Raw genomic sequence first — 12,791 nt, forward strand, 5'->3', positions numbered from 1 at the left:
GAGCAGCCAGTGACGTCGTCCTCGCCCGAGGGGAGCGCCGGCGCGGAGCACGCGGGCGCCGCGGCCGGCGACTCCGCCGGGGCCGAGCAGGCCGCGGGGACCACCGGGTCCGAGGCGGCCGGTGTCCGGCCGCTGGAGACCGCCGTCTTCACCGGTCCCGAGTCGGCCTTCTTCGCCACCTCCACGCTGATCCTCGGTGAGCGCACCGCGATCCTGGTCGACGCCCAGCTGACCCGCAGCGCCGGCCGTGAGCTGGCCGAGTGGGTGGCCGGCAAGAACCGCCGGCTGCTGGCCATCGTGGTCACCCACCAGCACCCCGACCACTACTTCGGTGCCGAGGAGGTGCTGAAGCTCTTCCCGGAGGCGCGGCTGCTGGCCGCGCCGCCGGTGGTGGACGGCATCCTGCGCACCGCCGCCGCCAAGGTCGCCCAGTGGAAGCCGGTGTACGGCGACGACATCCCCGACCACCCGCTGGTGCCCGCGCCGCTGCTGCCCCAGCCGTTGATGGTCGACCGCCAGGTGATCCCGGTGCTGCTGTTCGGCCAGGGGGACTGCGAGGGCTCCACGGTGGTCCACGTGCCCAGCATCCGCACCGTGATCGCCGGTGACTTCGTCTACAACGGCACCCACGTGTGGACGGCCGACACCACCCCGGAACAGCGCGCCGACTGGGTGCGCAACCTCGGCCGGATCGCCGAGCTCGGCGCGGAGCGGGTGATCGCCGGCCACCGGGCGCCCGAGCAGGACGACGACGCGGCCCGGGTGCTCGCCTTCACCGGCGAGTACCTGCGGGACTTCGACCGGTTGCTGGCCGAGGGCCCGGCCGACGCGGAGGAGCTGGTCGCGGCGGTGGGCGAGCGGTACGGGGAGCTGACCCTGCCGGCCATCCTGGAGTTGAGCGCCGCCGCCAACCTGGCCCGCCGGGTCCCGGAGGACGACGGGGTGGTGGTCCGCCGGGTCCCGGAGGAGGACGACGGGATCGTCGACGCCGAGATCGTCGACGAGGTCCCCGAGGACTGACCCGGCCCGGGCGGATACTGGCGGCATGACGCCGTACGACGTGATCGTGCCCGCCGGGGGGGCCGCCCGCCGGCTCGGCGGCACGGACAAGCCCGCGCTGACCGTCGGCGGGCGGGCGCTGCTCGACCGGGTGCTCGCCGCCGCCGCCGGGGCCCGCACCATCGTGGTGGTCGGCCCGGCCCGGCCCACCGTCCGGACCGGGGTCCGCTGGACCCGTGAGCGGCCGCCCGGCGGCGGGCCGGTGGCGGCCGTCGCGGCGGGACTGGCCGAGGTGACGGCCGAGGTGGTGCTGCTGCTCGCCGCCGACCTGCCGTTCCTGGACGAGCGGACCGTCGGCCGGCTGGTCGCGGCTCTCGCCGGGGCGGAGCCGGAGACCGGGGCCGTCGTCCTGGTCGACGCCGCCGGACGGGACCAGCCGCTCGCCGCCGCCTACCGCACCGCCGCGCTGCGCGCCGCGCTGGCCGGCGCCGGGGAGCCGGCCGGGCTGCCGCTGCGCCGGCTGACCGGCGGCCTGCGCACCCTCCGGCTGGCCGACACCGACGACGTCACCTACGACTGCGACACCTGGGAGGAGCTGGAGCGGGCCCGCGAGCGCGACCGCCGGTAGCGGCCGCGGCCGGCGGGCGAGGGCCCCGCTCACGGGCCCGGTGGCCCGTCGTGCGGGAAACGACGCGCGTCGCTCACCGGGGAAACATCCCGGGGAAACCGCCGATCAGGCAGCATGGGGCCCATGGAGCGCACGCTGGATGACTGGATGGCCGAGGTCCGGGCCGAGCTGGGGATCGACCTGGACGTCGACGTCCCCGGACTGCTCGACCTCGCCCGGGTGGTCGCGCACGGGGTGGCCCGGCCGGCCGCGCCGCTGACCGCCTTCCTGATCGGCTACGCGGCCGCGCAGCACGGTGGTGGCCCGGAGGCCGTCGCCGAGGCGTCCCGGCGCACCGCCGAACTCGCCGCGCGCTGGACGGCGGCGGCCGGGCCGGAGCACCCGTGAGTACGGTGGAGGAGGCCGCCGTGCCCGGCCGGCGTTCCGCCGGCCGGTCCCTGGCCTGGCCACAGGCCAGGGCCGCCGCCCGCCGGGCCGGCCTGCACCCGCTCCCGCCGCAGCGGCTGGACCTGGCCGACGCGCTGGGCCGCACCCTCGCCGAGCCGCTCACCGCGCTCACCGACCTGCCCGCCTTCGACACCTCGGCGATGGACGGCTGGGCCGTCGCCGGGCCGGGCCCCTGGCGGGTCGCCGGACGGGTGCTGGCCGGGCAGCCGAGCGTGCCGCCGCTGGCCGACGGCGCGGCCGCCGAGATCGCCACCGGTGCCCGGCTCCCGTCCGGGGCCACCGCGGTGCTCCGTCGCGAGCACGGTGAGCGGCTCGGAGCCCTGCTGCACGACCGCGGCCCGGGCTCGCTGACCACCGGCCAGGACGTCCGCCCGCGCGGGCAGGAGTGCCGCCGGGGCGAGGCGCTGCTGGCCGCCGGCACCCCGGTCGGACCGGCCGTGCTCGGCCTGGCGGCGGCCTGCGGCTACGACCTGCTGGCGGTCCGCCGCCGCCCGGTCGTCGAACTCCTCGTGCTCGGCGACGAACTCCTCGGCTTCGGGATCCCGGGGTCCGGCCTGGTCCGGGACGCGCTCGGCCCGCTGCTGCCGCCCTGGCTGCGGGCGGCCGGGGCCGAGGTGGGCGAGCCGCGGGCCGTCCGCGACGACTTCGGACTGCTCCGGGACGCCGTCCGGCACTCCACCGCCGATGTGGTGGTCACCACCGGCGGGACGGCCGCCGGGCCGGTCGACTTCCTGCACCGGGCCCTGGCCGAGGCCGGCGGCCGGCTGCTGGTGGACGGCGTCGCCGTCCGGCCCGGCCACCCGATGCTGCTCGCCGAACTCCCGGGCGGCCGGCACCTGGTGGGCCTGCCGGGCAACCCGCTGGCCGCGGTGGCCGGCGCCGTCACCCTCGCCCTGCCGCTGCTGCACGCCCGGGGCGGCCGGTCCGCCGGCGAGCCGGAACTCGCGCTCGCCGGCGTCGACCTGGCCGGTCACCCGGCCGACACCCGGTTGCTGCCGGTGCGGCGCACCGCGCACGGAGTGGTCCCGCTGGCCTTCGACGGGCCGGCGATGCTGCGCGGCCTGGCCCGCGCCGAGGCGCTCGCCGTGGTGGTGCCCGGTGGCGCGGCGGCCGGTGACACCGTCGAACTCCTGGAGGTCCCGTGAGCGCGCGTCGCCGCGAATCGCCGCTGCGCCCGGTGACCCCCGGCACCGAGCCGTGGGCGGACGCCGGGATCGTGCTGCCCGCCCGGCGGTCCGCGCCCGCCGTCCGGCAGGTCGGCTCACGGCTGCTGGTGGCGCTCGCCGTGCTGGTGGCCACCACCGTGATCGTCTGGCTGGACCGGGCCGGCTACAACGACAACGCCGGCGGCGGGGTGAGCTTCCTGGACGCGGCGTACTACGCCACCGTGACGCTCTCCACCACCGGGTACGGCGACATCACCCCGTTCAGTGACAGTGCCCGGCTCACCAATATCTTCGTGATCACTCCGCTGCGCGTGGTCTTCCTGATCATCCTGGTCGGCACGACGTTGGAAGTGCTCACCGAACGCACCCGCCAGCAGTGGCGGTTGAACCGCTGGAGGTCCACCGTGCGCGAGCACACCGTCGTGATCGGCTACGGCACCAAGGGGCGCAGCGCCGTCGACACCCTGCTCGGCCAGGGGGTGCGCAAGGAGGACATCGTGGTGGTCGACCCGCAGCGCAAGGTGATCGACCAGGCCGCCCAGCACGGGTTGGTGGGGGTGGTCGGCGACGCGACCCGGACCGACACCCTGCTGCGTGCCGGACTGCCCGCGGCCGCGCGGGTGGTGGTGGCGCCCGAGCGCGACGACACCGCCGTCCTGATCACGCTGACCGCGCGTCAGCTCACCAAGGCGGCCACCGTGGTCGCGGCCGTCCGGGAGGACGAGAACGCGCCGCTGCTGCGGCAGAGCGGCGCCGATGTGGTGGTGACCAGCTCCAGTTCGGCGGGCCGGCTGCTCGGCATGTCGATGCTCAGCCCGCACGCCGGCGCGGTGATGGAGGACCTGCTCACCTACGGCAACGGCCTGGACGTGATCGAGCGCCCGGTCACCCGGGCCGAGGCCGGGCGCGGCCCGCGCGCGTGCGAGGACCTCGTGGTCGCGGTGGTCCGGGGCCGCCGGGTGATCAACTACACCGAGCCGGAGGCCCAGGTGCTCCAGCTCACCGACCGGGTGATCGTCATCAAGTGACCGGGCGGTGGCTACAGTTCGTCCCATGACTGAGCAACCGCAGCCCCCGTTCGGCACGTTCGAGACGGTCGCCCCGGCCCTGGAGGTCGTCGGGCTCCTCGCCCGGCCGGTGGCCGAGGCCCTCGGGAGCTGGGACGACCGGGAGGCCGCCCGGTCCGTGCTCTACGTGGACACCGACCCGGAGAAGGCGGACACCGCGGTGTTCTGCGAGACCTACGGGGTGCCGTTGGAGGCGTCGGCGAACTGCGTGGTGGTCGCCGCCAAGCGCGGCGGGGAGACCACGCAGGCCGCCTGTGTGGTGCTCGCCCACACCCGGCTGGACGTCAACCAGGCCGTCCGCCGGCGCCTGGAGGCGCGCAAGGCCTCGTTCGCGCCGATGGACGCGGCGGTCGAGCGGACGGGGATGGAGTACGGCGGCATCACCCCGGTCGGCCTGCCCGCCGGCTGGCCGCTGCTGATCGACGAGGCGGTGGCCCGGACGCCGTACGTGCTGGTGGGCAGCGGGCGGCGGCGGGGCAAGCTGATCCTGCCGGGCCGGGCGCTGGCGGCCCTGCCGGGCGCCGAGGTGCTGGCCGGGCTGGCGGGCTGAACCGGGCGTTCCCGCCACGTTCGACCGGGCGTCCCGGCCGGGCGTTCCCGCCGGGCCGGGCCGGTGTTCGCGCCGGGCCGGGCCGGTGCTCCCGCCGGTCGCGCGGGGCACCCCCGCGAGCCCGCCGGGACGCAGTAGCTTCGGGTCATGCATGCGATGACGATTCCTGAACCCGGCGGGCCCGAGGCGCTGGTGTGGGCCGAGGTGCCGGAGCCGGTGCCCGGTGACGGCGAGGTCCTGGTCGAGGTGGCGGCGACCGCGGTGAACCGGGCCGACCTGCTCCAGCGGCAGGGTTTCTACGACCCGCCGCCCGGCAGCTCGCCCTATCCCGGCCTGGAGTGCGCGGGGCGGATCGTCGCCCTCGGGCCCGGGGTGGCCGGCTGGGGGGTCGGCGACGAGGTCTGCGCGCTGCTGTCCGGCGGCGGCTACGCGCAGCGGGTCGCGGTGCCGGCCGGTCAGCTGCTGCCGGTGCCGAAGGGGCTCGGCCCGGAGGAGGCCGCCGCGCTGCCGGAGGTCGCCGCGACGGTGTGGTCCAACGTCTTCCTGGTCGCGCACCTGCGGCCGGGGGAGACGGTGCTGCTGCACGGCGGGGCCAGCGGCATCGGGACGATGGCGATCCAGCTGGCCAAGGCGGTCGGCGCCCGGGTGGCGGTGACGGCGGGCAGCGCCGAGAAGCTGGCCCGGTGCGCCGAGCTCGGCGCCGACATCACGATCAACTATCGCGAGCAGGACTTCGTCGAGGTGCTCAGGGACGCCACCGGCGGCGCCGGGGCGGACGTGATCCTGGACCTGATGGGCGCCGCGTACCTGCAGCGGAACGTGGACGCGCTGGCGGTCAACGGCCGGCTGGTGATCATCGGGCTGCAGGGCGGGGTGCAGGGCGAGATCAACCTCAACACGCTGCTGCGCAAGCGCGGCGCGGTGATCGCCACCAATCTGCGCGGGCGGCCGCTGGCGGAGAAGGCCGCGATCGTGGCGGCGGTGCGCGAGCACGTCTGGCCGCTGGTCGAGTCGGGCCTGGTCCGGCCGGTGATCGACCGGGTGCTGCCGCTGACCGAGGCGGCGGCCGGGCACCGGGCGCTGGAGAACGGCGAGCAGGTCGGCAAGGTGGTGCTGCGGGCCTGAGGCCGTCCCGGGGGCGGCGGGGACGGCAGGGGGAGGCGGTGGCCGGGCGGGGCGGTTGGTGCACAGTCGTTCGGAATGCCCGGAATGCCCGATTGTGTGACGCTGGTCCGGAGCTGTCCCGCCGCCGACCCCGCCTGTGCGGGGTCGGCCGTCGGAAGGACCTCGACCGTGGCCGCACCTTCGAACGCGTTCCTCGGGCCGCTGCCCACCGCGCCGTCCCAGGGCCGTACCCGGGGTCGTACCCGGGGCCGGGCCGGTACCGGCGGCCGCCGGCTGCGGCCGCTGCTGACGATCGCGGCGCTCGCTCTCGCCCTGCCGCTGGCCGTGGTGGCGCCGGCGACGGCGGCCGCGCCGGTGCGGCCGGCCGGCCCGCAGGAGGCCGTGGCCGGGCCGGAGGCCCCCGCCGCCCCCGCTGCCCCCGCCGCCCCCGCTGCCCCCGCCGCCGCGCCGTCGGTGCCGGCGGATCCGCCCGGGTTCTCCGCGCCGCCCGCGCCGCCCGCGCCGGCCGATCCTGTGGAGTCGGCCGGGCCCGGTCCGGCGGCCGGGGACGGACCGGTGCCCGAGGGGCCCGGCCGGTCCGGTTCGCCGTCCGCGGGGGCCGGCCCGGTCTCCGCCGAGACCTCGCCCCCGGCCCCCGCCGCACCCTCGCCGGAGCCGGAGCCGATGGTGGCGCCGACGGTGGCGCCGAGCACCCCGCTGCCCCCGAGCACCCCGCCGGCACCGAGCCCGCAGCCGGTGGCCCCGAGCAGCCCGCCCGTCCCGGCCACCGGGCCGGTGGCCCCGCCCGCCGTGCCCTCGACGGCCGACGCGCCGCCGCAGCACCAGGCCGGGCGCCCCCGCCCCGGACCGGCGGCCGTCGGCCCCTGGGCCGATCGGGCCGGGGCCGGCCACCGGCACCGGCCGGCCTCGGCCCCCGAGCGCGCCGAGCAGGCCCCCGAGCGCGGGCCGGCGCAGGGGCCGGAGCAGCCGGTCGGGGCCGAGCAGGCCGCCCCGGACGCCGGCCCCGGCACCGCGGACACCGCGGCGCCGGCCGAGGACGCGGTGCCGGACGGCGCCACGGTGGCGGCCGGGGCGAGCACCCAGCAGGCCGTCGGGGCCGTCCCGGCCGTGCTGCCGGCCCGCTGGCGCGACGCCTCCACGCTCCAGCTCCCGCTGGGCGCCGGCCTCGGCCTGATCGGCTGCGGGCTGGGCCTGATCGGGCTGCGTCTGCGCAAGGGCTGAGCCGGTGCCCGCGCGGTCCGGCGCGAACTGAGTACGCGTACGGATGCCGGGCCCCCGCGCCGGGGCGTAGCGTCGTGCCCGGAAACGGGCGCGGCGGCAGCGGTGGCGGCGCGGTGGCGGCGCGGTGGCGGTGTGGTGCCGATGTGGTGGCGGCCGCGCGGTGGTGGTGGGGTGCTCGGGGGTTTCCACCCGACCAACCCCAGTGAGGGAGAATGGTGTTCATGACGAATCCGATGAACGAGCGCTCGCCGCAGGAGCTCTACCAGGCCATGGGCGGGCAGTCGCAGGACGGCCAGAAGGTGCTGATCGTCGGACCGGACGGGCTGCCCGTGGGCCAAGGGTTCGCCGGCTCGACGCGGGACGACGGCGAAGGGCCGCGCGAGCTTCCGGTGACCGAGATGGTGGAGCAGCCGGCCAAGGTCATGCGGATCGGCAGCATGATCAAGCAGCTGCTGGAGGAGGTCAGGGCGGCCCCCCTCGACGAGGCCAGCCGGGTCCGCCTGAAGGACATCCACGCCAGCTCCATCAAGGAGCTGGAGCTCGGCCTGGCCCCCGAGCTGGTCGCGGAGCTGGAGCGGCTCTCGCTCCCCTTCACCGAGGACACCATCCCGACCGAGGCGGAGCTGCGGATCGCGCAGGCGCAGCTGGTGGGGTGGCTGGAGGGGCTGTTCCACGGCATCCAGACCGCGCTGTTCGCCCAGCAGATGGCGGCTCGGGCGCAGTTGGAGCAGATGCGCCGGGCGCTGCCGCCCGGTCTGCACGGCGCCGAGCAGGAGGACGACGAGCCCGGCGAGGGCCGCGGCATCCGCTCCGGGCCGTACCTGTAGGCCCACCACCGGCCGGCCCCGCGGGGTGCCGCGGCGGCCGCCGGTATCGGACGTACCGCCACGATCCGGTACCGAACGTACGACCGGCCCACGACCGTCCGGTCGTGGGCCGCGGGTCGGACACAGAGTCGGCCCTGCGCCGATCACTGTCGCCGCGAGCCGATAGCCTGTCCCCCTGTCGCGGGCCGGGCGAGCGCCGCGACAGGGGTCGGGCGGGCCACGAAACCGGGCCCGACCACGCACGGACGACATCGAACGTCACGGCTGCGGCGCCACGACCGCGCCGAGGGGGAGCAGAGGACCATGAGCGAGCACGGCAACGCGGCGGTCGAGGGCCACTCCCTGGGCAACGGCAGGTACGTGCTGCAGCGGGTGCTGGGCGAGGGCGGGATGGCCTCCGTCCACCTGGCCTACGACAACGTGCTCCACCGGCCGGTCGCGCTGAAGAGCATGCACGCCGAACTCGGGCGGGACGAGTCCTTCAAGGAGCGGTTCCGCCGGGAGGCGCAGGCCGTGGCCCGGCTGGAGCACGCCAACATCGTCACGGTCTACGACAGCGGCGAGGACGTCGCGGCCGACGGCTCCACCACCCCGTACATCGTGATGCAGCTGGTCGACGGCAAGGGCCTGCGCGACGCGATCAACGACGCGGTCGCGCAGTACGGCGCGATGCCCACCGAGGAGGCCCTGCGGGTCACCGTCGGTGTGCTGAACGCGCTGGAGGCCTCGCACGACCAGGGTCTGGTCCACCGTGACATCAAGCCCGGCAACGTGATGTTCGACCGCAAGGGCAACATCAAGGTGATGGACTTCGGCATCGCCCGCGCGCTGGAGTCCGGGGTCACCTCGATGACCCAGACCGGCATGGTGGTCGGCACCCCGCAGTACCTCTCGCCCGAGCAGGCGCTCGGCAAGCCGGTGGACGCCCGCTCCGACCTCTACTCGGTCGGCGTGATGCTCTTCGAGATGCTGACCGGCCGGCTGGTCTTCGACGGCGACTCGGCCTTCTCGATCGCCTACAAGCACGTCCAGGAGGAGCCCTCGGCGCCGTCCGCCGTCAACCGGGCGGTCAGCCCGGCGGTGGACGCCTTCGTCGCCCAGGCGCTGCGCAAGGACCCGGCGCACCGCTTCCCGAGCGCGGCGGCGATGCGCGACGAGGCGGAGCGGCTGATCGCGGCGGAGAAGGGCGGCGGCAACGTCAACCAGCTGGCCGCGAGCTCGCCGCTGGTGATCACCGACGGTCCGCGCTCGGTGCACGCCGCGCCGCCCGTCCCGCAGGCGCCGCAGACCCCGCAGCCGTTCCAGCAGCAGTACCGGACGCCGCCGCCGGCCTTCCAGACCCCGCCGCCGCAGCACCCGCAGCACCCGCAGACCCCGCAGCCCTTCCCGCAGCAGTACCAGACGCCGCCGCCGGCCTTCCAGGCCCCGCAGCACTTCCCGCCGCAGGCGCACACCCCGCCGCCGCAGCCGATGCCGGCGCCGTTCCAGCCGGCCCCCGCGTCGAACAGCGGCGGCTGCTCCACCGCACTGGTGATCGTCGGCATCATCATCGGCGTGATCGTCCTCGCGATCATCATCATCGCCATCGTGGTGACCAAGGCGGAGAAGGACAGCGGCACCAAGAGTTCCCGGTCCGCCGAGCGGCCCGCGACCGTCCTGCACCTGGACGACCTGCCCGACCGGAATGGCCTGCTCTGACGCGGTGCGCCCGGATCGGGCGTGCTACAGGGGTAGTCCGAAGGCGGTAGCGTTCGGGAACACGAAGCGACAGGGCACCGCGATCCGAGCGAAGGCCCGGGGCGAGGAGCGATGGCACAGACGCAGCATCCGGACGACGACGAGGGTGCCCGGCGGATGCCCGCGCCCGGCAGCGACAGCGCCGCGACCTCCGCGCTCCCGCCGTTCGGCGGCGGCCCGCACACCCCCGGCCGGGGTACCGCGGCCCCGCTCGGCACGGTCGGCGACGGCCGCTACCGGCTGACCCACCGGCTCGGCCGCGGTGGCATGGCCGAGGTGCTCGCCGCCCAGGACGTCCGCCTCGGCCGGACCGTCGCCGTCAAGCTGCTCCGCCCCGAGCTCGCCCAGGACGACATCGCCCGGCTGCGCTTCACCCGCGAGGCACACGCCGTCGCGGCGCTGAACCACCACTCGATCGTCGCGGTCTACGACACCGGCGAGGAGTACGTCGGCGACGAGTCGACGCCCTACATCGTGATGGAGCTGGTCGAGGGCCGGACCGTCCGCGAGCTGCTGGTGGACGAGGAGGCGCCGCCGGTCGACCAGGCGCTGATCATCATCGCCGGGGTGCTGGAGGCGCTCGCCTACAGCCACCGGCACGGCATCGTGCACCGGGACATCAAGCCCGCCAACGTCATCATCACGACCACCGGCGCGGTCAAGGTGATGGACTTCGGCATCGCCCGCGCGCTGACCGGCACCGCCAGCACCATGACCCAGACCGGCATGGTCATGGGCACCCCGCAGTACCTCTCGCCCGAGCAGGCCCTCGGCAAGCCGGTCGACCACCGCTCCGACCTGTACGCGGCCGGCTGCATGCTCTACGAGCTGCTCACGCTGCGCCCCCCGTTCACCGGGGACACCCCGCTCTCGGTGGTCTACCAGCACGTGCAGGACATGCCGGTGCCGCCGTCCCAGGCCAACGGGCGGGTGCCGGCGGCGCTGGACCAGCTGGTGCTGCGCTCGCTCGCCAAGAACCCGGACGACCGCTTCCAGGACGCCGACGAGTTCCGCGCCCACCTCCAGCACGCGCTGCGCGAGATGCACGGCGGGGCCTGGGCGGGGGGCGCCGCGGCGGCCGGGCTGGCGGCGGCCGGCCAGGGCCACAGCGGGGCCACCCCGATGGTCGGAGCGGACGGCGAGACGGCCGTCACCGCGCCGTTCGGCCTGGGCGGCCCGAGCGATTCGACGACGGTGCTGCCGTACCAGGTGCCCGGCGGTCCGCACACGCCCTCCGCGCCCTACCCGGGGGCCGGCGGACCGTACGGCGGTGGACCGTACGGCGGTGGCCAGGACGGTCCGGGCGGCGGTGACGGTGGTGACGGCGACGACGACGACGGCCGGCGGCGCGGGCCCTGGCGCTGGGTGGCCGGCGTCGCGGCGGTGCTCGTCGCGGCCAGTGTCGGCATCGCGCTCGCGCTCAGCGGCAACGGCGGTGGCGGCGGCACCAACAACCACGACGGGACGCCGGCCCCGTCCGTCTCGGCGGTCAGCACGCCCGACCCGGGCACTCCCACCACCGGCGGGGTCAGCCCGACCACGCAGCCGACCACGCAGAGCCGGCGGCCGCAGCAGCCGACCGACACCAATAACAACAACAACAACAATCAGAGCCCGGCACCGAACACGATGCCCACCAGCAAGCACCCGTCGAGCACGCCGCCGAGCCCCAGCATGTCCAAGTCGGCGACGACCACGCCGAGTTCCACCGGCTCGCCGACCGGCGGGAGCACCCCGACGCCGACCGGCGGGGCCACCCCGACGCCGACCGGCGGCGGGGCGACCGGGACGCAGCCGCCGCCGGTCACCAAGCCGCCGACGCAGCCGACCGGCGGTGCGACCACGCCGGCCGGCACCGGCGGCTGACCGCCGGGGTCAGTTGGCGAAGGCGTCCAGGACCTGTTCGTACTCCTGGCACCACCACGCCAACTGGCCCGCCGAGGCGGGGTAGAGCGGGTCGGCGCGGTGGTCGGCCCGCTGGTAGCGCCACTGGAGCATCCAGAAGTCGTTGAGCCGCTCCCACCAGACCCGGTGGGCGGCCGTGGCCAGGTGCTCCGCGGTGGCGGCCCCGGTGGCCCGGTAGGCCTGTGAGTAGTGCCGGACCCGGACGAGGTCGAGGGTGCCCGTGGTCCGGTCGTTGAAGAGCAGGGTGGCGGCCCGGACGGCCTCCTCGGCACGCGGCTGCGGGCCGAGCTTGTCCCAGTCCAGGACGGCCGCGATCCGGCCGCCCTCGTGCAGCAGGTTGAGGCCGTGGAAGTCGCCGTGCGTCCAGCCGGTGGGCGGCGCGGCCTGGGGGGCCGGCCGGCGGTGGGCGTACTCGGTGAGCAGGTCGAGCCGTTCGGTGAGGCGTCGCTCGACCAGCGCGTCCAGTTCGCCGTAGGGCCGCTGTTCGCGGGCGCTCAGCCGCAGGTCGCGGGCGAGCCGGGCACTGTCCGAGGGGTCGGCGCTGCGGTAGCCGGCAGGTTGTGCGACGGGGGCGCAGACGTCGTCGAGGGCGCCGTGCAGCCGGCCGAGCAGCGCGCCGAGCGCGTCGCACTGCGGCAGGGAGAGGTCGCCGCCGTGCCGGTGCCGGCCATCGACCCAGGGGAAGAGCGCGAACAGCCGGCCGCCGAACGCGGCCACCGTGCCGGACCGTTCGGCACAGGCCAGCGGAGGGGCGACGGGCAGTCCGAGGGTGTCCAGCGCGGCCATCGCGCGGTGGTGTTCGGCGATCGACCCGCGGTGCGCGGTGGCGGCGTCGACGTAGCACTTCAGGAAGTACGTCCCGGCCTCGGTGGTGACCCGGTAGCCCCGGTTCAGCAGGCCCTCGGCGACCGGTTCGGCGGTGAGCAGCCGCCCCACCCGGTAGCGGCGCAGGACCTCGGCGAGGGCGAGGTGGGGGACGGGCGGGCTGAGCGTCCCTATGGGGGGCGCGGTGAGGTCGGGACGGGCCGGGGCACAGGCGAGGGTCTGGCTGAAAGTCACAGGCTGAGGTTAGGGCCCCCTGGCGGGGGCCCTTGACAAACCGTCAGATGTGTGATGGGC

10 protein-coding genes and 1 pseudogene are annotated in these 12,791 nt (G+C 76.2%); 10 read left to right on the forward strand and 1 reads right to left on the reverse strand.

All coding sequences use genetic code 11. The features are described 5' to 3' along the window. Positions 1–9: 9 nt before the first annotated feature. The 10 genes and pseudogenes from ACIQTO_RS00730 to ACIQTO_RS00775 all read left to right on the forward strand — a co-directional run bounded on the left by ACIQTO_RS00730 (position 10) and on the right by ACIQTO_RS00775 (position 11,633). The gene (locus ACIQTO_RS00730) at positions 10–1,020 is read left to right on the forward strand and encodes an MBL fold metallo-hydrolase (protein ID WP_402381018.1); all 1,011 of its coding nucleotides are present in this window, start codon (positions 10–12) and stop codon (positions 1,018–1,020) included. A gap of 25 nt (positions 1,021–1,045) precedes the next feature. Continuing rightward, positions 1,046–2,014, forward strand: a pseudogene (locus ACIQTO_RS00735) (NTP transferase domain-containing protein). After that, complete coding sequence (locus tag ACIQTO_RS00740; RefSeq protein ID WP_402381020.1) at positions 2,011–3,219, forward strand: molybdopterin molybdotransferase MoeA; 1,209 nt, start codon at positions 2,011–2,013, stop codon at positions 3,217–3,219. The pseudogene ACIQTO_RS00735 and the gene ACIQTO_RS00740 overlap by 4 nt, the downstream one beginning before the upstream one ends. 23 nt (positions 3,220–3,242) lie before the next feature. Beyond that, positions 3,243–4,268 carry a potassium channel family protein gene (locus tag ACIQTO_RS00745; protein ID WP_402382683.1) on the forward strand — a complete coding sequence of 342 codons (1,026 nt, stop codon included), beginning with the start codon at positions 3,243–3,245 and terminating at the stop codon, positions 4,266–4,268. Positions 4,269–4,293: 25 nt separating this feature from the next. Beyond that, complete coding sequence (locus tag ACIQTO_RS00750; RefSeq protein WP_402381023.1) at positions 4,294–4,857, forward strand: YbaK/EbsC family protein; 564 nt, start codon at positions 4,294–4,296, stop codon at positions 4,855–4,857. A 147-nt stretch (positions 4,858–5,004) separates the two neighbouring features. Continuing rightward, a complete protein-coding gene (locus ACIQTO_RS00755; protein WP_402381026.1) occupies positions 5,005–5,982 on the forward strand; it encodes an NAD(P)H-quinone oxidoreductase in 978 nt (325 codons plus the stop codon). Between the two features lie 168 nt (positions 5,983–6,150). Next, positions 6,151–7,203, forward strand: coding sequence for a hypothetical protein (locus ACIQTO_RS00760; RefSeq protein WP_402381027.1), 1,053 nt, complete (start codon positions 6,151–6,153; stop codon positions 7,201–7,203). 221 nt (positions 7,204–7,424) lie between these two features. Further along, positions 7,425–8,030: a bacterial proteasome activator family protein gene (locus tag ACIQTO_RS00765; protein WP_402381030.1), complete on the forward strand. Its 606-nt coding sequence runs from the start codon at positions 7,425–7,427 to the stop codon at positions 8,028–8,030. Between the two features lie 303 nt (positions 8,031–8,333). Next, complete coding sequence (locus tag ACIQTO_RS00770; protein WP_402381032.1) at positions 8,334–9,728, forward strand: protein kinase; 1,395 nt, start codon at positions 8,334–8,336, stop codon at positions 9,726–9,728. Positions 9,729–9,839: 111 nt separating this feature from the next. Further along, positions 9,840–11,633 (forward strand): protein kinase, encoded by a 1,794-nt coding sequence (locus tag ACIQTO_RS00775; RefSeq protein ID WP_402381035.1) that lies wholly within the window; start codon positions 9,840–9,842, stop codon positions 11,631–11,633. A 9-nt stretch (positions 11,634–11,642) separates the two neighbouring features. Here the strand turns inward: ACIQTO_RS00775 and ACIQTO_RS00780 are convergent, their stop codons facing one another. Continuing rightward, on the reverse strand, positions 11,643–12,731 hold the full coding sequence (locus ACIQTO_RS00780) for a phosphotransferase (protein ID WP_402381038.1): 1,089 nt from the start codon (positions 12,729–12,731) through the stop codon (positions 11,643–11,645). Between the last annotated feature and the right edge of the window lie 60 nt (positions 12,732–12,791).

The sequence above is a fragment of the Kitasatospora sp. NPDC091207 genome, assembly GCF_044768625.1.
In the GTDB taxonomy this organism is placed as follows: Bacteria; Actinomycetota; Actinomycetes; order Streptomycetales; family Streptomycetaceae; genus Kitasatospora.

Bases quoted from the DNA above. Each gene is read 5' to 3' on its own strand.
- ACIQTO_RS00750 (WP_402381023.1), top strand. From the start codon at position 4,294: ATGACTGAGCAACCGCAGCCCCCGTTCGGCACGTTCGAGACGGTCGCC.
- ACIQTO_RS00755 (WP_402381026.1), top strand. From the start codon at position 5,005: ATGCATGCGATGACGATTCCTGAACCCGGCGGGCCCGAGGCGCTGGTG.
- ACIQTO_RS00765 (WP_402381030.1), top strand. From the start codon at position 7,425: ATGACGAATCCGATGAACGAGCGCTCGCCGCAGGAGCTCTACCAGGCC.
- ACIQTO_RS00770 (WP_402381032.1), top strand. From the start codon at position 8,334: ATGAGCGAGCACGGCAACGCGGCGGTCGAGGGCCACTCCCTGGGCAAC.
- ACIQTO_RS00775 (WP_402381035.1), top strand. From the start codon at position 9,840: ATGGCACAGACGCAGCATCCGGACGACGACGAGGGTGCCCGGCGGATG.